The organism is Chryseobacterium cucumeris, assembly GCF_001593385.1.
GTDB lineage: Bacteria > Bacteroidota > Bacteroidia > Flavobacteriales > Weeksellaceae > Chryseobacterium > Chryseobacterium cucumeris.
The window spans coordinates 1-25,094 of the sequence record NZ_LUVZ01000001.1; the positions used below are offsets into that span (position 1 = coordinate 1).

Below are 25,094 nucleotides of genomic sequence, written 5' to 3' on the forward strand. Positions count from 1 at the left end.
AAAAGATAAATTATTGGAAACTCTTGCAGAGGAACAAAAAATCCTTACTTTTGGAAGTAAGGACAATATTGGATAACTGACAATTATTTTTAACCCCTAACTGTCAGATAAAGTCGTGGCTATTACACGTACATACTGGTATTAATCCTTTTTTTTATAACGATCAATCTGAATATAAAAAGCTTAATCCTGACGGCAGTCAGGATTTTCTTTTATTATAAATTTCAGTATTTATATAATTTAATACTTTTTATTGTGCCTAGCAATTAGATCTAGGATATCAATCTCAAAAAGATTATAGAGTGTTCAAGAATTTATAATGTTGGATTATTTGCTTTCCTAATGCATGTAATCAAAATTTTTAACGTAATGTTATGTTGAAGTGATAATTTTATATTGTGTAGGGCATATAACCATACTCAATCTCCATGGGAGTTTACGTCTATTGTTAATAATGTACAGTTTTTAAATAAAATAACTATTGCCAAGACATCCATCCAAAAAGTAATCATCATCCATTAAACTTTTGTACATTATAGTCTGCCAATCAAGCATACCAACACTATTTAAGCAACCTAAATATGTTTCCTCAAGATGATACCTCAATTCGTCCCTGCTTCTTTGTAAATGATTTTTTAAAGTTAACTGCCTTGTTCTTAGTTCTCTATTCGCTTCGTTGGCAAATAGTTCATGAATGTTGTAAGCATTAAAATGATTAACTGAGCGATTAAATTTGTTATCGTCCCAATGTGCTAGCCTAGAAACCTTGTAAGTAAAACTTAGTGGTTCTCCAATTATAAGTTCAGCAACTATCCAAGGCTCTGTATCCACAATATCAAAGTAGGGATGAAAAGTCTGCGTTTCCTTATTGATAGGATAACTAATCATCTTTTCAGTGTTGCAATCTCTACATGATGGAACTAAATTCACAGGCGTAACGGAAAGATATGGATATTCACTTTTGGGAAGGAAATGGTCAATAGTTTTAACTGTCTTAACGTTACAATAAGGGCATATGTTAAATGGTGCAGAAAGAATAAGCCAGTCATAAAAAATTCTTGCATTTGGTCTATTCAACATTCGATATTCATAATAACTTACTAAAGATTCTTTCGTAACAGTTAAGCTATCTGGAATTCCTCTGGAAACTTCAAAAAGACTATTGTCTTGTACTTTTGTAATGTACTCATTTTCCAAAAATGTTAAAGGCAATCTATTTGTATTAATCTGATCTCTTGTTGATTCGTTCACATTATCACTTAAGAAAACATCTAAGATATTGTCAACTGTTTCTGCTGGTCTTGATATACTTTTCATTTATCTTTCTTTATCAAAAAATAGGCTTCTCAAAATTGATCTACCTTCTATACCTAATTGCTCATCAATTTTTCTTAATGCACTTTCGTAGTTGTAATTTTCTTGCACCAACTCTTTTAATATTTTGTAAAAGCCAGACTCAGTTACTTCAAGCCCAAAAACCTCATTTGTTAATACACCAATGTTTTCACCAAAAGTTTCTAATCTAGGTCTTTCAAATTTTGAATAAGTTCCCATTCTAGATAGTTTATAAACACAAGAACTTGGAACTTCTTGTAGTACGATAGGAGAATGAGTTGTCATTATGCAGACAGCATTTCTATCTAATAATAATTTAGATAATGCTCTAATAAATGATGATAGAAGAGGAGGGTGTAGGTGAATTTCAGGCTCATCGAAAAATACCAGACTTTTCTCCTGTAATAATTCTACCAGTTTTGTTATGGTTAGTAGGATTATTTTATGTCCCGAACTAAGCTTTGTGAATTTTGAACGTAATTTTGCTTTATCATTAGTTTTATAGTCTTTTTCAATAAATTCTATTAAATTTTCATTTTTGAAAACAGGATCACTTTCTAACTCTGTGATAATACTTTTCCACCTAAAAAATCTTTTAGAACTAAGAATTAAATTAATACTTGATATGAAATTGTCGGCAAAATCATTAATGGAAGGTTGCTTTTCAACTTCCATTTTTTTTAAGCCAATGAAATGATATTTTATATCTTTATTTTCAAATTTATTATGAAATTCATACTCGTCAAAAGCACTAAAAGTAACACAAATCACATTAGAAAATTTGTCACTTTGATACTGTGTATTAAAAATGAATTGTCCGTCGTTAGAATTGCTGTTTGGTTGTAAAACGGAATTAACCATATTGTTCAATAGGTATGATTTCCCTACCCCGTTACTACCTATAATTATCTGAATATTTGTTGGTGGATATTGTTCTGCAATTATATTGAACTCAATTGGTGAAGTCTGATTATCCTTCGAAGTATAAGTAAAACTATAATTACTTAGTCTAGCTCCTCCATTAGCAATTCTTTTAAATTGATTAACTATTGTAGAATACGAAATATCTCTCATAAGAGAATCGGTAGTTACTTCTTCTTGTATTGCTAAATTCAATTTGTCACTATTTAGAGCAATATCATTAAGTCCAATTAAAACAAAATTCTTAACTTCTTCAGGTAATTCATTTAGAGTTTCGTAGTAAGAGTCTTCAGTTCCTACAGAAAAATGTGTGTCATCAAGTGTTTGGAAAGACTCTCCAATGTTAATTTTTTTTTGATCAATACCTTTTCTTTGTCCAATATAAGCAATTCTAACAGCTCCTACTGTGCATTTTTTTCCTTTGAAATCGACATATTCAACACCGAATAATGTATAGTAGGAATAATCATTCCAATCGTCCCAAGTTAAAAGAATTGTATTTTTTGTATTCTCTGGATAATTACCGAATTTATCTGTTACTAAAAATTTCATTTCTGACATTTGCAAGTAGCTTAATTGTTATAAACAAATCGTTCTGTTCCTCTTAGTTTCTTTAGAGCCCTCGATCGGAAAATCCATAAAATACCTATCTGAAAGATCTACTGATGTAGTCATATGAATAAGGTTTGATATAAAATACGAATGTGACAAGTCTTCAAGTTCATAAACATTATAAAAATTTGTTTTGCAATCAGCGTCAATTGGAGGTTCAAGACCTTCTCCATTTATCCAATGTCGTATAAATATCTGCCCTCCTAGTGAAAAATGATTAATTACACCACGAGACAATCTTATTGAATCATCTATAATTTTAGAGTTAATTTTTCCTCTATAATCAAAAGATATTAATCCACGAAAGATTCTATGTTCATTTGTTAGGCATAAAGAAGGAAATCGATTTATAAAATTAAAATTTTCAACGATTTTGCTTAATCCATTTTTATCAGTTCTGCTAGAAGAAATATTTGTCTTAACTTCAATTATAGCTCTCACTGAACTTGGAGTTACAATTACAAAATTACCCTCTTCTATTAAAGATCCGTAATTGTTATCGTATACAATAATGTCAATTTGTTTAGATAGCATATTATCTGTTGGTGAAATTGAATTCAGTATAAATCCAGTTCCAACTGATAGGTTGTTTGGCAGCTTATTTTTTATGATATTCCTTAATTTGTCTTCTTTGTATCTACCATCCTCTCCCCAATGAGCATTCCCGATTAGGTTTCGAACTCTGTCCTTAAAAATGTCAAGTTCTCTATTTAAGGATTTTTGATATTCTAGAGTGTTGATCATGGTTGTTATAGCTTTGTTATTATTCAAATATACAAAATTATCACCTCCCATTTGCAACAATTGCAATCATCAACTTATCTGTAATTCTTTACCAAAGCAATACAAAACTTGCTAATTCTGAGAAGAAGTTAGAGCAAAAAGAAACAGTACTACAACAAAAAACAAAACTATTAAAAGAAACAGAAGAAGTTCTTGTGCTACCTTCTGATCGCTATTATAAAGAAATCAACAAATAAAAAATCCTAACTAATAGTTAGGATTTTATCTATTTATATTTCCGAAAAAATCTTCTAAAGTTATTTGTTTTTTTTGGCAGATTTTAATCAAAGTTTTTAAAGACATATTGTAATCAGTCTTTGATGTTCCAAGTGCAATATTTTTTATTCTTCTAACAGTACTTTCCTCTACGCCGCATTTTGATGCAAAATCTCTCTGTGATTCCGCCTTCGAAATCCAGTTAAGATAAATGTATTTGCAAATAGCAATAATTACGTCTTTCTCGTCGTCCATTAGAACAAATTAAAAGAAAGGGTAAAAAAATAATGCGGTTTTCTGTGCGCAATAAGAAAATATTATTATATTTGTAAAATAGGTTACAGAAAATGTAACTTTGCGATACTTCAAAGAATAATAGAAGCTATTGCTTAGAGTCTCAAATTCGAAAACTGGTAATTTTTAACATACGAGATGATAAGCAGGAAGCTCACGACCTAGGCGTGGGCTCTCTTATCTGTATGTAAGGTATACCAGTACCCCGAATTGGATAATGTTGAGTCCCATGCCGTTTTTTTCAATGCAGTTCGCTCTATCTCTACATAAAAAATCTAAGCCCGCTTCCTAAACATAGTATCAGACTACACGATACAATAGGAATGTACAACCTATTGCGGCTTTAAAAAGCTTACACGGGAACACAGATTTCATTCATATTAAATTCTTTCCGGTGCCTTGCAGTCACTGTTTACAGAACCTTACCAGTCCTTTTTCATACCAAAGGGCATCAGGAAAGTTTTTATCTAAAAAATGAATCAAAAAACTACTCAACTTAAAATCAGAAGAAAGAAAAAGCCCCTTCCCATAGAGTTTGCAGACCAACGGGAAAGAGCGTAATTCAGTAATTAATCTTCAAAAAATTAAAAACCTTTACAAATCTATGAAAAATTCCTATTACAATATAGGAGGCATTTTCTTTGGGCTCATGTTTACCACTGTAAGCATCCATACAAAAGCCCAAACACGCATCATTTCCGGTACCGTAACCTCATCAGGTAAACCTCTTTCAGGAGTTGTCATCTCCCAAGAGGGTAGTGATCAGGTTACCAGAACCAGAAACAACGGAACCTATACTTTACAGGTTTCAGCAGAAAATCCCATCCTATTGTTCAGACACCCTGATTATGCAGTAGAAAAATTTACCCTCACTAATCAGAAAGTCGTTAATATCAGCTTAGAACAAAAAGTAAAGGGAATCGAAGAAGTTATTCTCAACGCTGGCTACTACAAGGTTAAAGACAAAGAAAGAACCGGTAGTATTGCCAAAGTTTCAGCAAAAGATATAGGAAATCAGCCCGTCACCAATGTCCTCTCTGCGGCTCAAGGAAGGGTAGCGGGAGTAAATATTGTACAGAACTCGGGAATACCAGGAGGAGGCTATGATATTCAGATAAGAGGAAAGAACAGTCTGCGTGCTCTGGGAAATAATCCATTATATGTCGTGGATGGAGTTCCGGTAGGAGGAGAAATGGCTTCCCAGTTTTCAGGAGCCGTACTGCCTGCCAGTAGTATCAACCCACTAAACAGTATCAATCCTTCGGATATTGAGAGTATCGAGATTCTGAAAGATGCAGATGCAACCTCGATCTATGGATCTAGAGGTGCTAATGGAGTAGTACTGGTCACCACAAAGAAAGGAAAATCCGGAAAATCCTCAAGCCTAGACTTAAATGTTGGAACATCCTATTCAGTAAGTTCTTTGATCAGCAACCTTACCATGATGAAGACTGAAGATTATCTCAGGATGCGAAGGCAGGCATATCAGAATGATGGAATCACTGTTTATCCTGCTAATGCCTATGATATTAACGGAGTATGGGATCAGACAAGACTAACAGATTGGAAGAAAACACTCATCGGTAATACCGCAGATGCTTTTACCGCAAATGTCTCTCTAAGCGGAGGAAATGAAAGAACCTCCTTTCTGGTAGGCTATGGCCATCATTTGCAGTCTACTGTGTTTTCAAAAGATTTTAAGTACAAAACGGATAATCTCTCTGCCAATATCAGCCATAGTTCTGAAGATAAACGTTTTCAGCTGAATGTTTCCAGCAGGTTCTCTCTTCAGAAGAATAATGTATTGAGTGAGGATATCACTAAACAGGCTTTCCTGATGGTGCCTAATGCTCCTTCTTTATACCTCTCGGATGGAAGCCTCAACTGGGAGAACAACACCTTTAACAATCCAGCAGGACTCTATAACAGTTCCTATTCCTATGAAAACAAGCAGTTTTTAACCAATATGAACTTGCAGTATGAACTGCTGGAAAATTGGTTTCTGAAGCTTAACGGAGGACTCAATTACCAGTCTTTTGATGAAAGGTCACTGAAGCCTAATACCATGTATAATCCCTCATCTTATCAGGGACAGTCCAGTGCCAGTTCACAGTCTTACACCAGTGGCCAGGACCGTTTTTCATTTATTCTGGAACCTCAGCTCAATTGGCAGATGAAGAAAGAACGTCATGCGTTGGATGTACTGGTAGGAACAACCTTTCAAAAGGAAACAGCTTCGCTGGGGTCTATGATAGGAATTGGATTTGAGAGCAATGCTTTTATAGAGAATATAGGAGCAGCAAGAACCAAGATCATTACCGATCAGATTAAAACTGAATACCGGTATGCTGCTTTCTTTGGAAGAGTCAATTATCAGTATGCAGGAAGGTATATCCTGAATATAACCGGAAGACGGGATGGAAGCAGCCGCTTTGGTCCCAGCAATAAGTTTGCGAATTTCGGGGCGGTTGGAGCCGCATGGATATTCTCTCAGGAACCTTTCCTGAAAAATAAGAAATGGCTGAGCTTTGGAAAACTCCGTACCAGCTATGGAACTACCGGAAGTGATAACATAGGGGATTACGGGTATCTGGATACTTATGATCTCTCGGAATATCTGTATAATGGTACCGCAGGATTAAATCCTTCAAGACTTTATAATCCCAATTACAGTTGGGAGAAGACCACTAAACTGGAAGCTGCTTTAGAGCTGGGGTTTATAAAAAACAGAATCAATCTGACCACAGCATGGTACAGGAACCGCTCTTCAAGCCAGCTGGTAGGCTATCAGCTACCCTCTATAACAGGGTTTCCAAGTGTGCTGGCCAATCTGGATGCGGTAGTGGAAAACTCAGGATGGGAGCTGGAACTCTCGGCAAAACCTTTTTCCAGCGGATCTTTTCAATGGGAATCAAGTATCAATATCAGTTTTCCTAAAAACAAGCTGGTTTCTTTTCCAGGATTGGCAGGCTCTACCTATGCCAATACGTATGTCATAGGACAGCCTATTACTTCAGTAAAGGTATACCAGTATGAAGGGATTGATCCTGCTACGGGATTGTACCGCTTCAAAGATTTTAACGGTGATGGGAAGATCACGGCTCCTGATGACAGGCAGACTGTTGAGAATATCGGAGTACGGTACTTTGGAGGCTGGAATAATACCCTTCGGCTAAAGAACTGGAACCTGTCCTTTCTTTTTCAGTTTGTTAAACAGAGAAACTGGAACTATAACAATATTATGCCCATTCCGGGAACGATGAATAACCAGCCTCAAGAAGTACTGGATGTATGGTCTCAGGATAATCCTGGTGGAACTTACATGCCGTATTCCTCGGGGAGTAACGGAATCAAGAATCAGCTTCATGTCTTTTTTATGAACAGTACGGCTGCGGTCTCTGATGCCTCCTTTATTAGGCTTAAGAACCTGGAGCTGGGCTATCAGGTTCCTGTAAAGGGAACATTTAAAAGTGTGAAAGTCTATTTTCAGGGCCAGAACCTGTTGACCTTTACGAAATACTTTGGGCCTGATCCCGAGTTCAGGAATATTGGTTATCTGCCTCCTTTAAAAACCTATTCACTGGGTGTACTGATTTCACTGTAAATACTAAAAAATAATAATGAAAAATTCTAATATCAATATAAATCAATATCGTAGGGTAGTGAGGTTCTATAGGAATATAGGAATGGTACTGCTATTTTTTGTGCTTCTTTTCTCCTGCGAAAAGCTGCTGGAAGTGGAAACCCCTTCCAATCAGATCGGAAAAGACAAAGTCTTTGCAGATGTTCAAACCGCTAATGCAGCGCTGGCTGGACTGTATGCCGGGCTAAGGGATAACTCACCGCTGTCAGGTGAATCATTGGGACCACTGCTTGGAGTCTATACCGATGATCTGGATTCGTATGCTTTAACGGATACCAATGGTGTTTTGGCACTTTATCATAACCAGCAGACCGATACTAATTCTACGATATATTCAGTATGGTCAACTGCTTATCAACATATCTATTCGGCCAATGCCATTATAGAAGGAGTTAAGGCATCTGCTTTACCGGTCAATGAAAAGAACAGGATAGAAGGGGAAGCTATTTTAGTAAGAAGCATTTTGCTATTTTATTTGCAGCAGGTCTTTGGAGCAGTTCCTTATCCGGTAGCAACGGATTATATAGTAAATCAGTCTTTACCAAGGATGGAAACAGCGGAAGTACTTTCAAGATTGGAAATGGATCTTTCCCGCTGTGCTGAGCTGCTCCCAGATCAGTACAGGGATGAGGAAAGGGTATATCCTAACCGGAAAGTAGCAGAACTGATGCTGGCTAAGGTATATATGCTGGAACAGAAATGGGTTCAGGCAGAAACGATGCTTAAAACAATTTTGGGAAGTCCGCTGTACAGTTTTCAGAATGATCTGTCAAAGATATTTCAGAAAGATTCAAAACATATCCTATGGCAGTTAAAGCCTGCAAATCCCGGTGATCCGGTAAAAGAAGCGATGCTGTATTATTTTTCAGGGGCAGCTCCTACCACTTATGCGCTTTCTGAAAGTCTTTTGAATTCCTTTGAAGCGGGAGACCTTAGAAAGCAGCAGTGGATGATTCCGGTAGTGGTAGGAGGAACTACGTGGTATCGTGTGAATAAGTATAAAAATACGACCATCAATAACACGGAGGACTCTATAGTGTTTCGTCTGGAAGAAGTGTATTTACTGCTGGCCGAAGCGCTGACTCAGCAGAATAAAACAGCAGAAGCCTTATTGTACATTAATCCAATAAGGCAGAGAGCAGGACTGAGTCCTTTAGTATCGGTTTCAAAAGAAGTTCTGCTCAGTGAAATCCTTTTGGAAAACAGGAGGGAGTTTTTTACAGAAACGGGACACCGGTTCCTGGACTTAAAGCGTAATAACAGACTGAATGATTTACAGGGGGTAAAACCTAACTGGCAGTCTTTTCACAACGTTTGGCCTATTCCTCAGAAAGATCTCTTACTTAATCCCAATCTTAATCCCCAGAATAATGGCTATTAATATCAATAAACTTCTCATTCTTTTTTTTATTCTTTTGGGAATGGTGTGTTATGCGCAGGTTCAGGATTCAGTTAAAGACGAAAGTTTAACCTATTATAATATTGCTGTTAACAAGGTGTCTGATGATGGAAAATGGGTTGTAGCCACAAAGGTTTACAGGCAGAATTATGATACAGCTGTGGTGCTGGCTACAGGGAAGTCAGGAGCCCAATCCCTGATAGGGACGCATATTAAAAAATACCAGTATTCCTTTGTAAAAGACAATCAGCTGTTGGCATTGGGACAGGGAAAAGCGGTTTTGTGGAATTTATTGACTGGAATGAAGAAAGACCTGAAGACAGGTAAGAATAGAACTGAAGCAGAAAATATAACCCAGAGCGGGATTATGGAAAAAGGGCAGAAATATTTCTTGCAGACCAGTGACAGTATTATTCATATCTATAATGCGAAATCTAAACTGCTGCAAGAGATAAACCGGGTGCAGTATTTCATAGTCGGCAGTTCTGGATCTGTATTGTATATCGTAAAAAAGGAAGGAAAAGAAACCCAGCTGGTTAAATATTTCGGTAATAAAGCAGATGTAATGTATTCCACACCGGGAATGATCCGAAGTATGGAGGAAACACCTTCAGAGAGTTTCATAATCCTTAAGGAAGAAACAGAGGGAGCTAAAGATACAAATAGCTCATCTCAGAAGCTTGTATTGTTTGATACCAGTAGAGGAGATATGATATTTCCTGATATGGATGACATTAGGTGGGATGAATATCTACGTTGTACAGAAATACAGAATGGAAAGGCTATCATGATTACAGGAATCACTCATATTCCGACAGAAAAATCAACAGTTGATATCTGGTATGGTAATGATGGTAATCTGGAAGCCAAGCAGGAAGGAGCATTTGTAAAGCGGTACTGGATATGGAAAAAGGAAGGGAATAAGGTGATAAAAATTCCTTCTGACCGTTTTTCAACCGCGGTAAGCCTGAATAATCCTGATTACTTTCTGATGTTTAACAGGGATGAACTGCAAAATTATTCAACCCTGTTTCCATCGGTTCATGGTTTTCTCTATGATGTTAACAAGGGGGCATATGAAGATCTTGGCATCATGCAGGCAGAAGTTTCGGTGTCAGACTCTGGAAATCATTATATATATAAAAATAGGGAAGACTTATGGGTATTGGTGGATACAGAAACATCAAGAAGGGTAGTATTGACCCAAAAGGATTTGAAAAAAGCATATTTCAGTCCGGATAGCAAAACAATCTTTTTTGAGAGCAGCAATGATCTTTGGAAGTACGATGTAAAGGAGGGGAAGCTGATGGCACTTAATATCGATCAGGAAAACGAAGTAAATGTCATCACTAAAGATGAAACTGATTTATATCCTGAGTCAGGTTATAATTTTAGAAAGAGTATTCTCAATGTAAGTGCTCCGATGCTCTTGTCAGTGACTCAGAAAGGAAGTATTGAGAAAACCTATTTGAAATGGGATAGAGGCACGCTTCAAACACTTATGGCTTCATCAGCTTCCAATATAACATGGTATAAGACTGATGAGTCTTTTAGTAAAGCTGTATATGTTGAAGAAAGCCTGAATGAGGCACCAAAGATTGTCTATAAAGAGATAGGAAAGCAGCAAGGCAAAGTTGTCTTTAAGAGCAATCCTCAGGATAAAATATCAGAGATAATAAGGATGGAAACAATCAGTTTCAAAAATAAGGAAGGAGCACCTTTAAAAGGACTTTTGTATTATCCTATCGGATATGTCAATGGAAAGAAATATCCGATGGTTGTTCACATTTATGAAGTACAGAGTAGAAATCACAATCAATATTTATCCCCACTTAATAACTTTCCGGTAGGATTTTCTATAAGGAAACTTCTGAAAGAAGGGTATTTTGTGTATCTCCCCGATATTGTAAATGGATCTTCAGGAGTTGGCTTGTCAGCGTTGGATTGCGTAGAAAGTTCTCTGGATGCTTTGCAGAATCATGTGGGTATCGATGCTAAGAATGTTGGGTTGATAGGTCATTCTTTTGGAGGATTCCGTACTGATTTTATAGCGGGACATTCAAATCGTTTTAAGACTTATATTTCAGGAGCGGGAGCCAGTGATCTGACAAGAATGTATTTTTCCTATAATGAGACCTCATTCACTCCTTTTTATTGGCAGTTTGAAGAAGGGCAATATAATATGCATGCTCCATATGCAGAGAATAGGAAAATCTATAAGGAAAATAATCCCATTGAAAATGTACATAAAGTAAATGCTCCCATACTTTTATGGACTGGAACAGAGGATAAAAGGATTGTATGGGACCAGACTATGGAATTTTATATTGGGCTGAAAAGGAATAAAAAAGATGTCGTGGCACTGTTCTACCCGGGAGAAGTACATGTCTTTACCATAGGTTCAAAGGCAGAGAAAGATCTGGCACTCAGGATACAGGATTGGTTGGATTATTTTCTGAAAGGAAAAAGAAATATTTCATGGATAGAGAGACAAATAAAAAAGGATGCACTTTAGCATCCTTTTCTATGTTGCTATTTACGTAATTAAGGAGATGATAATACTATTGATTAGAAAAAAAAATTAAGCCCATAGTGGTGACTAACACGCCAGCGTGCAAGAGTTGCCCTTTTCAGTAAGCTTTCAGATAATAATAAATACTTTTTACTAATATCGAAATTATATTATAATTTGAAAGTTTTGAATAAGTGGGGGAATATATTTTTTTCTACTTTGGTTTCCTAAAAAATAACCGGTAAATATTTTTTTTAAAAACAGTGAATTTCTTTACTCACATCTCTATATTCTATATAAAGTATCAACGGAAATTTTTTTTCAATCAAGAATTTCAGCCTGTTTACTATGACATATGTCGTCAATACTTATTTTATATCCGATTTTGAAATAATTCGTTGTAAATTTTAAAATAGATGAGAAATACCGTAGTTTTATTTATTGCTCTGTTGATAAGCTGCTCTTATAGTAAGCTTTCTAGAGATACTCGTTTTAATAATACTTATAAAATATTAAAAATAGATAGTACAAAGAGTATGTATTTGATTCAGTTTCAAAATGGAGCCCTTAAGGAGCTGATTTTATCTGAGAAAAACTGTAAAAAGAAATTACATAATAAAAATAAAATACTTGTTGGAAAAAAATACGACTTAAAATTTACTGCTTTAGACTCATACTTTAATGATGACGATTTTGAAAAAATGGAATTTAAAGTCGATAGTGTAGATGTTAAATCTTACACAGAGGGGAGTATATATTTTAGCAACAATCTTTGCGGACTTTATATTTATGAGAAAGAATAATTATAATTGACATTACTTTGACCGAAGTATTTATCAGAATGGTAGTGCATCAAAAGAGTCTATATTATAGAGAAGGATACCGCGTGGTATCCTTCTCTTTGTTAACAGATTTCAAATTACGGTAAGATTTCAAACAAATCTCCAAAACACTGTGATCCACTCATTCTTTTTAAGTTATGAGGACCTGTAGCATCTGTGTAAGTGCAGAGTATCCCTGTGTTTACTGTTTCACAGTTTTTAACTGCTACGCAGGTGGGCTCTCCGAAATTTCCGACTCTGTATCCAATAGTAACAACTTTGGATGAACTTTCGATGTTTGATGCTAATGCACCTCCAGTGCCCATAATCACCAGGGCAGCAGGGATAAGAAACTTTTTCATAATAATTGAAGTTTTTGGTAATGCTTACTCTTTTTCCAGGTTTTCAGCTTCCCCTGTCGTAAAATATTTTACATTAGATGTTCTGTATTGGTAGCGGATCAGCTTTTTGCCTGCTATAGCATAGAGGTACTGATCGGTGACCATAATCTGAGAAACAGGCTTATTATCAATATGATCTAAGTAGAAGCTCCCAACATATTCCTGTTTATCTGTCCTGTAAATGTCCACAATCACTGCATTTCTCCATTGCTCGGCGCTTTCATGTTTCCCCATAAGATGAGATCGATTGAAGAGAAGCGGACCGTTGACTGCTAATACAGAGTTAACCTTTAGAGGACGGGATTTTAATTTTGTATTTCCATCCGCAAGCTTAACGGGCTCAACCTGGGCTCTTGAGATTGTATCAATGGTTTTGAATCTGCTTTTTAGCTGAAGCTGGTCATTCATAACCAGAAGCTGATTTCTGTAAGCATACATGTAGGTGATGCTGTTGTTTTTTACATCAGCAACCAGCTGTCCGTCAGCATCAAATATCCCGTCAATCTGCTTTTCCAGCAGTTTGTCGTAAGAGGTGAACTTAGGATATCCTGTAAGCGTAAGTAATCCTAATTCATATTCCCCTGTCTTACTGCTGTGTATTCTTACTGCGAAATTTGAAGAATCAATTACTGATAGCTGGTTAAAATATACCTCATTATGACTGATGGTATGGGCAGCAGGTTTTCCTGTTTTTCCTTTGTAAATAATAGGAACACTACCATCATAGAGATAATACTCTGAATCTTTTACTCTCAATTGCAGATTAGTATAAGTAAAGTCTGTTCGATCGGGATATATCTGCATTTTTTGTAATGAATTAAAACTATTGCCAACTGATGCCAGAACCAAAGGAGTGGATGTGTTTCCGAAAAAAACATCGAATTTATTGTTTCCGGCAAAGTAATAATGTTCATTATCAAGCTGTAGGGTCTTATCCTTAATCAGTGGATGGATGAGAAAACGACGGGTAAAATTATTTTCTCTCTTTACTGTATGTTCAGAACTGATATAGAGAAAAATGACAATGAAAGAGCCTGTTAAAATAGTAGCCAATAATTTTATATAAACTTTATAGCTGTTTTTTTTCCGATTATTATAGAAACAAATTAAGGCAATGACTGTCAGGAGTACACATATAAGATTGAAAAAGAGGTGCTCATCCCAGCTCATTTTTTCCAGGATACCTCCACAGGAACATGGAATGGATTCACTGTAGTGGAGGATCATATAGATATAGACAGTAAAACTGGTCATTATTCCTAATGAAAAAAATAAACCTATACCTCTAAAAAGTGGAATCAACAGCAGGATAACAATCAATAATTCAATAATAATTACCAGATAAGATACCACTCCTGCATAAGCTGTCAGAAGAGGGGATTGTGCAATCTGTACCTGGAAATTTTCAAAATCAAGAATCTTACTTACCGATGCGTACATAAACAGCAGCACAAAAAAATAGGCAGTGAAAGTGGGGAATTGTTCAATGAGCTTTCTCATGATATATTTTTTAGCATTGGTACAAAAGAATCCATATAACTTTTCGTCCGCAATAATCCGGCATTGCTGATTTCTCAGCAATAACGATCGTTGTAGTGAAAGTTCCTGTGTTTTTCCATAATCCGCTAACCGGACATTTTTGTCCTGATCTTATCGTAAGCGATGGAATTGATCCACTGTTCATTTGTTGTGGTTATTAGTTTCATCGGGTCTCCAGTGGTCACGATCTTTTGGAGGGTCTGTTTCCATAAACTCTATACTATCTGATTTTGCAGATAAAATACTACTCTGTAGGATGCTCTCCTTTGGATCTTCCATTGATAAAGGCTGATCCGGATGACAGGAATAAAGCATTATGGCAATTAAAATTCCTGTTGAAATGTAAATTAAGGTTTTCATGATCTGGGATTTAAAGGTTAACAACCCCGGCCGGTTTATATTAGAATTCTGAGAACGAATTTAGAGCAGAAAAAGCCCGGAAAAAAAGGTTTCTGGGCTTGATTTATAAATTATAGTGGTACGTTTTGTAAATTAAATCAAAATATAATTATGTTTTAAAATATTGATTATCAATGTGTTTAAATTGATATTTTGATTTGTTAAATTCCCTTTGTGTTGAAATAATCTTATTCTTGTTTCAATTTGTGTACTTTTGAATATTATTCATGTTATTTTAAAAATCTGTTATATAAACTTTTTTTATTTTGAAAAAAGCAATATTTATTTTCGTATTTATTAGTCTTTTAATGAATGGTCAGAAGTTTTCAGACTATAGGGCGCGTTATGATAATTTTGATGAAAATGATAGGCGCGCACTTGAATTTGTTAATCCTTACATAAAAAAGGCTAGAAAAGAAGGAAACTATAAAGAATTATCACAGGCCTACCGGGATGCTGTGTATTTTACTAAAGATAAAAAACTTGTTTATGCTGATAGCACAATATGGACGGCGTTATTGTCAAAAGATTCCGATATTATAGGAAATGCTTATCTCACCAAGGGAAGTATCTATTATTTCACTTTCCGGAAATATCAGAAGGCATTAGATGAATATTTAAAGGCCTGGACTTATCTAAAAGATTCTGAGAACTCTTATCTCTATCACAAAAATATGTATCATATAGGGGTCGTTAAAAGTTATCTGGGATATTATGAAGAGGCTCTCAGCATCTTTTCAAAATGTAGAATATATTACAATAAACCCCATACTTCGGAATCGCTTTCCAATCTTCGGCATAACAGAAAGAAAGGATATTTAAACAGTCTTAACCAGATGGGCATTTGTTTAATCTTTCTTGCAAGATATAAAGAAGCATCAGAACTGGTTGAGCAGGGATTAAAACAATCTGCAAATGATAAAGATTTTGACCTTGAAAGAAGCTATTTTTACAAGCTTAGAGCGGTATTAAATTATATAGAGAAGAAAGATAAAGAAGCTGTAGAAGATTTTAATACATCTCTGGCAGGAATTCTTAAAGTTGATGATTTTACCAATGCTTCGGTCATTTATTTTCTGAAAGGAAAAATCTTAATGAGAAGCAAAAAGGATAATGAAGCGGTTTATTATTTCAAAAAAGTGGACTCAATCTTTGTAAAGCGTAATTTTGTACTGCCTGCGGTCAGAGGATCCTACGAAATGCTAATTCATTATTATAAAGATCATAACGATAATACAAGTGAGCTTTATTATACCAAGCAGTTGTTGGCTTTTGACAAAATACTATCAACTGACTTTAAATACCTTTCTACAAAGATTCATAAGGAATATGATACTAAAGATTTGAACGAATCAAAGGAAAGATTGGAATATTCCTCTTTATATGGTTATGCGATTGCTTTTATTTCATTTATTATTCTCTCCATCATCTCTGGCTTTCGATACCATAAAGTAAGGAGAAGCAGAGTAGAGGAAGTGGTTATTGATTTACCATTAGGTTCAGATGATGTGGTAGAACCAAAAGACATTAATCATTCTGTAACTTCTAAACTATCGGAGCAATTGGTCAATGAAATTTTAGGCAAGCTGGATAAAATGGAAGAAAAAAGATTTTATCTTGAAAAAGGTTTAACACAAAATCAGTTGGCTAAAAAATTAAAAACCAATACTGCTTATCTCTCTGCGATTATAAACATGCACAAAGGCTGTAATTTTAACAGCTACGTCAACCGGCTCAGAGTTGAATATGCTAAAGAGATGATTGCTAATGATAGTGAATGGCGTAAATATTCTATTGATACTATTTCAAAAGAATGTGGTTTTTCCAACCGTTCTAACTTTTCTAAATTTTTCTTTGAAATAACTGCTGTAAACCTCGTTGATTTTATCCAAGAGATGAAACAGGATAAAAAATAAAGTGTTGAGAATTCATTTCCACCATGCAGCTATCTAATTGGGACTCATTTAAATTTTGTATTTTTTACTTAAAAATATGGATACAATACTGTTTTTTAAAAAATGTAAAAAATTACAAGATGGATTGGAACAAAAGTTAGAATTAATTGAATTTGAATGTTTCGACAATAAGGTAGAGTATTATGAAAAGTGCTTAATGGCTATTGATATTGCGATTAGAGAGATAAAATCAATGGTAAGTGATTTTGATTTTTCGACAGCAGCGGATGAAATCTATTTTTTTAAAAACCTAAAACCTCTGTTTATTTCTCAATTTATCTATTATTCAAAGTTATTATCGATGGAAGCTGCTAAGCCCAATGCAGGACAGAAGAGTCTGAAAGAATATTATAGTGGTGAGCTGGAAATGATCAAATCATTTTATCAGGAACACATAGATTTTTACCAATATTATAGACTCAATGCTACTTTTCTGGACCAGAAGTATTTTATGAGAAACCAATTTGATATAAAAATGAAACTTAAAACCGGTATGTATGATTATGATGAAAAATTTGCCACCTCTCATGATCCTATTGTTGCTCAGATTTTAGCCAACGACCGTTTGGAGAAGTATCTTTTGAATTCTGTAAAAGAGAGTGAGGAACATGTTTATCAGAAGCTCACCGATCAGTCTTCTTTAACTTGGTCTGCATCTAAAGTAAATCTTATAGAACTGGTTTATGCACTTTATCATATGCACTGTTTTAATGGCGGAAATATTGAGTTAAGTGAGGTCATTAAATCTGTAGAGAAATTTTTAAATACTGATCTGGGAAACTTTCATAAGACTATATTTGAAATCAGAAATCGAAAACAAGGACCTACAAAATTTTTACATTTAATTACTGACAATCTTAATCAGCACTTTATGAATAGGGAAGGTGAATGATATCTATCTTAAAGCCTCAATAAAACCGCTTCAATTACTGAGGCTTTACATTAGACTATTGGTGCTGGATCAGATATTGTAGATTGGGATCATTTTTAATTCTTTCTAATTCATCTGTGATGATACTAAGAATATCGGTTTTAATCTTATTGTAGTTATTGTTTATTTCTGTCTTCATATGATCCTCACCATCTTCATCATCAAAAGAACGAATTTGCGGTATACGCTGATAATCTTTCAACTCTTCAGAAAGTTTTGCATTATCTACAACAATTTCAGAATGAAATATTTTCTGTTCTATCCTCTGATCAAAATTATCTGAAACAGCACCCACAAAAAATCCTTGGGTTAAGGTGGAGATTTTAGAAGCGGGAATTAATTGATCTAATTGTGTTGAAATTGATGTCGAAGTATCGTTTCTGTTAATAGACAAACTCTGTCTTTTTTGAAGTACTTTTCCGAAACGCTCCGATAGACTTTTTGCGGTTTCACCCACAACCTGGCCGCTAAAGATATTTCCAACGGTGTTTTGAATAACTTTACTTTCTTTATCTCCATAATCTCTAGTCAGTTGTGAAAAGTCCTGGAATCCCAGGCAAACTGAGACTTTATTACTTCTTGCTGTTGCAATCAGATTATCAAGCCCCCTAAAATAAATAGTTGGTAACTCATCTATAATCACAGAACTTTTAAGTCTGCCTTTTTTATTAATAAGCTTTACAATCCTCGAATTATACAACCCCAAGGCTGCAGAGTATATATTTTGGCGATCAGGGTTATTTCCGACACATAATATTTTGGGTTCTTCCGGATTATTAATATCCAGCGAAAAATCATCTCCTGTCATCACCCAATAAAGCTGTGGAGAAATCATTCTCGATAATGGAATTTTTGCAGATGCAATCTGACCCTGAAGCTGATCCTGCGCCCCTCCCTGCCAGGCATCCATGAAGGGAGATAAATAGTTTTCCAACTCTGAATATGAAGTTAATATGGTAAATACATCTTCATATTTTTTATTCAAAAGTTCAATAGCATGTGGGAAAGTACAATACTTACCTCCCTCATAAATTTTTAAAAACCATATGATCGCTGCTAGCAATATAATAGGACTTTCGACAAAGAAATCTCCCTGCTTTTGTATCCAGCTTCGATTGAGATTCAACATGATGGTATAAGCGGCCTCATAAGCATCGGAGATATCTGTCATGAAATTTGGATTTAACGGATTACATCGGTGGCTTTTTCGTGGATCATCAAAATTAATGATGTAAAATTTCGGCTTCACTTTATATTTATCGCTATGCTTGAGCAGGTGATTGTAGGCAATGGATGAAAGGTCGTCGAATTTAAAATCGTAGATATACATACTAAATCCTTTCTGTATATGCTGTTTAATATAATTGTTGATAACAGCATACGATTTTCCAGAGCCCGGAGTCCCCAGTACAATGGATGCTCTAAAGGGATTCACAATATTGATCCATCCCTTATTCCATTTTCCTCTGTAATAAAATTGAGTAGGAAGATTGATGGAATATTCATTTGCTATCAGTCTGGTTTCCTGCCAGAAACTCTCGTTTTCGTTATTAAAAACATCGTCCATAAAATCGGTGCGAAGCAATCGGCTCATCCATACGCCAGCCATGAGCAAAGCGAGATAACCTAACGAGATCGTAAGGATATACAACAATGTACTTATTGTGGGAGATAGTTTCAGTAATGGTGTACTAAGGAAGAACAGCACAAAGCCAACACTGAGTGCTACGTAAATTTTAGACCAGGCTATCTTTTCATTTTTTACCCCTTTAGTTCCTAAACAACTCAGAGCCAGCAAAACCACTGCAAATACTTTGGTGTAAAGGGGATGTGAAAACAGACCTGCTGTTCGGTCGAAATTTGCTAATATTTTATTGATGATTTCCAATGTCCAGCCCCGTTCCAAAAAGAAACGATGGCAAAACCAATAAAGATGCATAAGTACCAAAAGAATACTGACTGCACGCATGAAGGCCATTATCTTGGCGAGGCCTCTTAAATCATCCTCTCCCTGCATTATTTCATGTTTTACTGTTCAGGAATGAATTTAAAGGCTTTACAATATTGCTATTGTAATCTGGCAGTACCTGGCTTTTGGTTGCCTTGGCTGGCCATATATTATTTCTGACTTCTTTGGCGTTTGCGCTTCTTCATCATTTCGTTGACAAAGCTTTGCTCTTCGTAATCTTCTCCTTGTAGTTGGGGTAATAGCCCCCCCAGTGCTTCAACCCAGTTGTCTTCTTGTTTATCCGTTGATAAAAAGTCAAACAAATGATAGGGTTCTTCTGTAGGAAGATGGACGTCGTTTAATGATGGTTTTGTTTCTGATACAACAGGTTCTTTAATATCCTTTTTGATATTGCTGTTCCAATAATCATTAAAGTTATTGGCCGCAAGCTCTTTTCCTAACCTTGATCCACTCCAAACTGTTTTAGAATGATGGTCTATGAATGTAATCCCATAAATTCTTCCTTTTTCATTTCTCCGAATGACAGTATCAATATGATGTTGAGCTAATTGTCTTTTAAAATCAGACTCATTATCTGTGGATTGGAAAGTTGTAAGAATAAGAGATTTTAGAATTTTTTGTGCAGGATTATTTTTCAGATTGAGTTTACATTTCTCAAAATGTAATTGTAAGCTTTCAAGTCCGGCTGTTTTACCAAATAAAGAAGCTTTAAGTGCATGTCCTGTCTTTTTTCCATCATCAGATAACGGAAAATATAATAAACCTCTTTTCAATTTCCCATGCAATTGACCTTCTATCTGTTCGGTAGTTATATTATAAAGAGAAAGTAATGCATTGTATTCTCCCAATGTTTGGAATTGGTAATGTTCGGTGAGATTGCGAATGACTGAAGAAATCTGGCTTTTTACATTACCTTTTTTGTAATCTACAGCACGAAAAGTTTTCATATTCTGATGACTTTGTTTTTCAGTTGCCGGTTGAAGTCCGAATTCTTTTTCCAATTCTCTGCAGATTTTCATCGAGCTTACTCTTTCAAATTGATCAGAAATCTTTTTACCATTTTCATCTACGCATACAGAAACAATATGGATATGGGAACGATCAATATCAGTGTGTTTGAACACTACGAAAGGCTGCTCACCATAGCCCATCTCACGCATATACTGCTCTGCTATTTCTTTGTATTTTTGATCAGAGACATGATCTCTAGGATCGGGATTAAGAGAAATATGGAGTGTATGCTTTTCTGTTTTTTGATTAGCGATCAGATAAGGCTCAAATGATTTCATCAACTGTGACACAGAATATTGTCCATTCAGGGTTTCTATCATCTTGCTTGTCAAAATAATTTCTCCTTTCTCCTGTTGTATCTTGGTATTATTGTATGACAAAACTCCAAAAAGATTGTTGCTTCTACCAATTTTTGCGATCATTCTGCCTTATTATTTTGTAGATTCTTTTGATGAAATTCTTCGGTAACCTTAATGACATTTTTAAAAATTTCAATCATTTCTACCGTTTGTTTTTCCAACTTGTACAGAAAAGATGCTGCTTTTTTTTCAGAATAATGGGTGTAAAGGATTTTCACGATCTGATTGTAATTAACGCCTACATTACGAAACTGGCTGTGAAAAGAGGTCAACCGCATATAAAAATCCAAACTTCCCTTATCAATTTTTACCGTTTTTATGGGTTTGTCAAAGATACAGGACGTTATAAAGTGAGCTTTAACTTTCATTCCTGACTGATCAAAAAGTTCAAGAAATCGGGAATGTTCCACTTCATTCAAAGAGATGGTATATCTAATCTTGGCAGGATCAACTTTAGGATGTCGTCCTCCCTTTTTCTTTTGTTCATTGTTTTTATCGTTCATAATCTTCTACTTTACTATATAAACACCGACTTCGGAGGTTGTTTTTCTGCCCCCTGCAAGGGCAAGTTGTTTTTAGCATCGGAAATCATTTCGAGATGCTCAAAACACAACTTGCCCCTTTCGGGTGAAAGGAAATTCTATTAAAAAAGCAGATGGAGTACCGCATAGTATAAATAGAATTCAACTTCTTAAGATTCCTCTATCTTCCTTAAGCAAAATAAGCCACAATGATTTATAGAGACAGCATTAGAGAGAAAGCCAAAGACAGTCACTTAAAGCCAAAAACGACCATTACACAGCTTCCAAGAAAGAAATATTATTCATTTGGTTCAGAGTGAAAGCAGGATTTCCCGGCTGCGGATGTAACAGAAATCTTGAATAGTGGAAATCCAGCATGCTGGCCTTCCGGACTTCCCGCCATCACGATATCATTTTTGAGAGACAGAAATCAGAAAATCAATCTGTCAGGATTGTAAGATGGATGATATTCATTACATAATGCCGGAAGTCAATATAGCTTTCAGGAATCGGGGCCAACATTCGTGATAGCTATGATTTCCTCGTGAAATTATTAAGGTTTGAATGCTTTCTGTCCCTCACTCTTTACAATTTGATTTAACTAAAATTCAATTATAATGACAACAAAAAAACAACCCACCGTTATTGCATTTTCTACTCAAAAAGGAGGAGTTGGAAAAAGCACATTTACAACACTTATCGCAAGTATTCTTCATTATCGGATGGGATATCAGGTCACCGTCTTTGACTGTGATTTTCCACAGTACAGTTTACTCCAGCTGAGAGAACGTGATTTGAAAACGGTAATGCAAAATGAAATCCTAAAAAAGATGGCTCACAAACAATTTACGAGTATCAATAAAAAAGCTTATCCTATTTTCCAGAGTAAAGCCGATCAGGTTTTAGATGAAATAAAGATGTATGTTGAAGGATCCGAAATAACGCCTGATGTTATCTTCCTTGATTTACCGGGGACCGTGAATACCGCAGGTATTTTACAAACCCTAACCAATGTCCATTACATTTTTTCTCCCATTACTGCCGATCGCCTCGTACTGGAGAGTACACTGAGTTTTACTGATGTTTTAACCAATGTATTGATGAAAGAAAATCAGACAGGGATTCGAGGCATTCATTTGTTCTGGAATCAGGTGGATGGAAGAGAAAGGACAATGTTGTACAAAAATTACAGTAAGTTAATATCAGATTTAGGTCTACAGCTTATGGAAACAACCATTACAGACAGTAAGAGATTTCGGAAAGAAGGGGAGTTGGTAGCAAAGACGGTTTTTCGATCGACTTTACTGCCTGCAGATCCTAAACTGTTAGTTCAGTGCAGACTGGATCAATTTATAGAAGAATTTTTGAAAGTTGTCAAATTATAGCAGTATGGAAAATGATAAAAATAACAACGAGGTCAAAGGTATTGATGAACAGTATTTAATGTCTATTATGGCTGGAAGTGCCAAGAAAGAAATACCGATTCAAAATGCAGATCCTCCAAAGAACAAAGAAGTACAAAAGCATACATTGAAGAATAAGAAGAATAATGAAATAACTTATGTTGAGCAGTTTCTAACCCATCATACAATGACTAAGCGTGGTGATAAAAGTATCTATATCCGTTCTGAATATCACGAGCGCTTATCTCGTATTATTCAGATTATTGCAGAAGATCAGATTCCATTGTATGCCTATCTGGATAATATTCTGGCTTACCATTTCGAAATGTTTGAAAAGGAAATTACAGAGGATTACAATAATAAATACCGTCCAATTTTTTAATGTATCATTTTATGGAACAAATAATCATTATAGTTCTGCTCATTATTATCATTCTTATGCTTTCCGAAAGAAAGTTTTTCAACAGTATCCCCCGTAAAGAAGACTCTTCTATGAAAATGAATATTCCATCTATTATGGGGGAGACCAGGGAAAAAGAAAGACTGGTATTACCAATTGATGCCAATAAAAGACAAGGTCAGCCTGATTTACTTACGGTTGATAATTTTGATTCAGAAACCAAAGAGGAATTATTAGGAGATGTTGCTTTGAGGAAAAGTCTTGATGATATTCTCATTAAAAACGATGAGCTGGAGCAAGAGGATGAAGATGGGCTATATGAAAACTCTATTATTGAAAGCGGGTTTGCTACAGGGGTTACCTTTCAGGAATTGAGTACTGTGGGTCAGTTGCTTCAGCAGGACTTGTTGGAGCCTGACTTAGAACAACAAGCAGTAGAAATAATTCAGAAAATTCAGGGAACCGAGCTTTTTGATCTGTTAGAGAATTCATTAGGAGAGGCTTCAAAAAGAATTGGCAGCTTGCTAAGGGAAAGTATTCCGGATGATGACAAGATCATTTCTTCTAAGCGGAGTAATTCTTCTGATAGTTTCGATATCGGGGAGTTTGTTTAGGCAAATTCCCCTTTAACGATATGATGTAACGGAACTTACTCGGGTCTTTTATCAAACAATTCATGGAGTTTCTGCTGCAGAACTTTTTTGTCAGGAAGCTGGGTCTTATATTCGGAAACCATGGTGGGGGACAGGCTTCTGCTCAGGGCATATTCTACTACTTCGCTATCTTTATCCTTACAAAGCAGTACTCCAATGCTTGGATTTTCATTTTGACGTTTAACATCCCTATCCAAAGCTTCTAAATAAAAATTAAGCTGCCCCAGCTGTTCAGGTTTAAATTTGTCTGCTTTCAGTTCAAATGCGACCAGGCATTGCAGACCTCTGTGAAAGAATAGGAGATCAATATAAAAATCCGAATTCCCAACTTGTATTTTGTATTCTTCGCTGATAAAAAGAAAATCTCTGCCTAACTCCAGAATGAAGTTTTTCATCTGCAGTATCAGCCCTTTTTGAAGTTCGCTTTCACTAAACGTTTCGGGTAAGTTTAAAAAATCAAATACATAACTGTCCTTAAAGGTATTAGCAATCTCAGGGTTTGTTTCTCTCAACAGTGTTGAGAGATTTGAATTTCCGAGCATGGTTCTTTCAAAAAGACTGCTGGAGATTTGTCTTTCAAGTTCCCTAAAACTGTAATTTTCCTGTTGGGTCAGTTTGATGTAAAACTCTTGTTCTTCAATTGTTTTGCAACGTGAAAAAATAGCCAGATTATGAGACCAACTGATTTCTCTCAACAGTGTTGAGATTTTTGGAAACTCCTTGTAGGTTTCATAAAACTGCTTCATTCTCCAAAGGTTTTTATCTGAAAACCCTTTGATTTCAGGTTCATTAGCCTGGATGTATTGAGCCAGTTCTTTGACCACAGATTGTCCCCATTCACTCAGCTCTACCTTCCTGCTGATATATTCCCCAATATTCCAATATAAATCGATCAGTTCTTCATTGACTTTTCTTATCGCATTGTTACGAGATCGGGTGATGAGTTCAATAATGTCAGTGAACCTTTTATCCATGATTGTCCTTTTGAAATTCGACTACAAATTTACAATTAATTAT

21 protein-coding genes are annotated in these 25,094 nt (G+C 35.5%); 9 read left to right on the plus strand and 12 right to left on the minus strand.

Features of this window, described 5'->3' with window-relative positions; translation table 11 throughout:
• Positions 1-465: 465 nt before the first annotated feature.
• The 4 genes from A1704_RS00005 to A1704_RS00020 form a co-directional block, all read right to left on the minus strand.
• Positions 466-1,317, minus strand: a complete 852-nt coding sequence (locus tag A1704_RS00005; protein WP_062669256.1) for an HNH endonuclease — start codon at positions 1,315-1,317, stop codon at positions 466-468.
• A complete protein-coding gene (locus A1704_RS00010) occupies positions 1,318-2,808 on the minus strand; it encodes an AAA family ATPase (protein WP_065119525.1) in 1,491 nt (496 codons plus the stop codon). It abuts the gene before it with no gap.
• Positions 2,809-2,835: 27 nt separating this feature from the next.
• A complete protein-coding gene (locus tag A1704_RS00015; RefSeq protein WP_162268217.1) occupies positions 2,836-3,639 on the minus strand; it encodes a DUF6602 domain-containing protein in 804 nt (267 codons plus the stop codon).
• A 234-nt stretch (positions 3,640-3,873) separates the two neighbouring features.
• On the minus strand, positions 3,874-4,122 hold the full coding sequence (locus tag A1704_RS00020) for a helix-turn-helix domain-containing protein (protein WP_062669263.1): 249 nt from the start codon (positions 4,120-4,122) through the stop codon (positions 3,874-3,876).
• Between the two features lie 643 nt (positions 4,123-4,765).
• Here A1704_RS00020 and A1704_RS00025 point away from each other — a divergent pair.
• From A1704_RS00025 to A1704_RS00040, 4 genes are all read left to right on the plus strand, one after another.
• Positions 4,766-7,765, plus strand: a complete 3,000-nt coding sequence (locus tag A1704_RS00025; protein ID WP_062669265.1) for a SusC/RagA family TonB-linked outer membrane protein — start codon at positions 4,766-4,768, stop codon at positions 7,763-7,765.
• Between the two features lie 16 nt (positions 7,766-7,781).
• The gene (locus A1704_RS00030; protein WP_062669267.1) at positions 7,782-9,185 is read left to right on the plus strand and encodes a RagB/SusD family nutrient uptake outer membrane protein; all 1,404 of its coding nucleotides are present in this window, start codon (positions 7,782-7,784) and stop codon (positions 9,183-9,185) included.
• Entirely contained in the window at positions 9,175-11,718 is a 2,544-nt protein-coding gene (locus tag A1704_RS00035; RefSeq protein WP_062669269.1) for an alpha/beta hydrolase family protein, read from the plus strand. Before A1704_RS00030 ends, A1704_RS00035 begins: the two co-directional genes overlap by 11 nt.
• Before the next feature lie 413 nt (positions 11,719-12,131).
• Positions 12,132-12,518, plus strand: a complete 387-nt coding sequence (locus A1704_RS00040; RefSeq protein WP_062669271.1) for a hypothetical protein — start codon at positions 12,132-12,134, stop codon at positions 12,516-12,518.
• A gap of 116 nt (positions 12,519-12,634) precedes the next feature.
• On the opposite strand, the gene A1704_RS00045 is transcribed toward A1704_RS00040, so the two are convergent.
• From A1704_RS00045 to A1704_RS00055, 4 genes are read right to left on the minus strand one after another with little or no spacing between them, the layout of a single operon-like run.
• Positions 12,635-12,898 (minus strand): hypothetical protein, encoded by a 264-nt coding sequence (locus A1704_RS00045; protein WP_062669273.1) that lies wholly within the window; start codon positions 12,896-12,898, stop codon positions 12,635-12,637.
• Positions 12,899-12,922: 24 nt separating this feature from the next.
• Positions 12,923-14,437 carry a MauE/DoxX family redox-associated membrane protein gene (locus A1704_RS00050; protein WP_062669275.1) on the minus strand — a complete coding sequence of 505 codons (1,515 nt, stop codon included), beginning with the start codon at positions 14,435-14,437 and terminating at the stop codon, positions 12,923-12,925.
• A gap of 10 nt (positions 14,438-14,447) precedes the next feature.
• Positions 14,448-14,621, minus strand: a complete 174-nt coding sequence (locus tag A1704_RS24670) for a hypothetical protein (protein WP_167348768.1) — start codon at positions 14,619-14,621, stop codon at positions 14,448-14,450.
• Entirely contained in the window at positions 14,618-14,836 is a 219-nt protein-coding gene (locus A1704_RS00055; protein WP_062669277.1) for a hypothetical protein, read from the minus strand. The genes A1704_RS24670 and A1704_RS00055 overlap by 4 nt, the downstream gene beginning before the upstream one ends.
• A gap of 305 nt (positions 14,837-15,141) precedes the next feature.
• On the opposite strand from A1704_RS00055, the gene A1704_RS00060 reads away from it, so the two are divergent.
• Together A1704_RS00060 and A1704_RS00065 are read left to right on the plus strand one after the other, a co-directional pair.
• On the plus strand, positions 15,142-16,791 hold the full coding sequence (locus A1704_RS00060; RefSeq protein WP_131797456.1) for an AraC family transcriptional regulator: 1,650 nt from the start codon (positions 15,142-15,144) through the stop codon (positions 16,789-16,791).
• A gap of 76 nt (positions 16,792-16,867) precedes the next feature.
• Positions 16,868-17,722, plus strand: coding sequence for an RteC domain-containing protein (locus A1704_RS00065; RefSeq protein WP_062669281.1), 855 nt, complete (start codon positions 16,868-16,870; stop codon positions 17,720-17,722).
• Positions 17,723-17,777: 55 nt separating this feature from the next.
• Here A1704_RS00065 and mobC read toward each other — a convergent pair whose 3' ends face one another.
• From mobC to mobA, 3 genes are all read right to left on the minus strand, one after another.
• A complete protein-coding gene (mobC, locus tag A1704_RS00070) occupies positions 17,778-19,778 on the minus strand; it encodes a conjugal transfer protein MobC (RefSeq protein WP_062669285.1) in 2,001 nt (666 codons plus the stop codon).
• Positions 19,779-19,879: 101 nt separating this feature from the next.
• Complete coding sequence (gene mobB, locus A1704_RS00075) at positions 19,880-21,163, minus strand: conjugal transfer protein MobB (RefSeq protein WP_062669287.1); 1,284 nt, start codon at positions 21,161-21,163, stop codon at positions 19,880-19,882.
• On the minus strand, positions 21,160-21,603 hold the full coding sequence (gene mobA, locus A1704_RS00080) for a conjugal transfer protein MobA (RefSeq protein ID WP_062669288.1): 444 nt from the start codon (positions 21,601-21,603) through the stop codon (positions 21,160-21,162). Before mobA ends, mobB begins: the two co-directional genes overlap by 4 nt.
• Positions 21,604-22,238: 635 nt before the next feature.
• On the opposite strand from mobA, the gene A1704_RS00085 reads away from it, so the two are divergent.
• The 3 genes from A1704_RS00085 to A1704_RS00095 are packed head-to-tail and all read left to right on the plus strand — an operon-like array spanning position 22,239 to position 24,038.
• Entirely contained in the window at positions 22,239-23,006 is a 768-nt protein-coding gene (locus A1704_RS00085) for a ParA family protein (protein WP_062669289.1), read from the plus strand.
• Between the two features lie 4 nt (positions 23,007-23,010).
• The gene (locus tag A1704_RS00090; protein WP_062669290.1) at positions 23,011-23,406 is read left to right on the plus strand and encodes a DUF3408 domain-containing protein; all 396 of its coding nucleotides are present in this window, start codon (positions 23,011-23,013) and stop codon (positions 23,404-23,406) included.
• Positions 23,407-23,417: 11 nt separating this feature from the next.
• A complete protein-coding gene (locus A1704_RS00095) occupies positions 23,418-24,038 on the plus strand; it encodes a hypothetical protein (protein WP_062671493.1) in 621 nt (206 codons plus the stop codon).
• Between the two features lie 35 nt (positions 24,039-24,073).
• Here A1704_RS00095 and A1704_RS00100 read toward each other — a convergent pair whose 3' ends face one another.
• On the minus strand, positions 24,074-25,051 hold the full coding sequence (locus A1704_RS00100) for a PDDEXK nuclease domain-containing protein (RefSeq protein ID WP_062669291.1): 978 nt from the start codon (positions 25,049-25,051) through the stop codon (positions 24,074-24,076).
• Positions 25,052-25,094 lie beyond the last annotated feature (43 nt).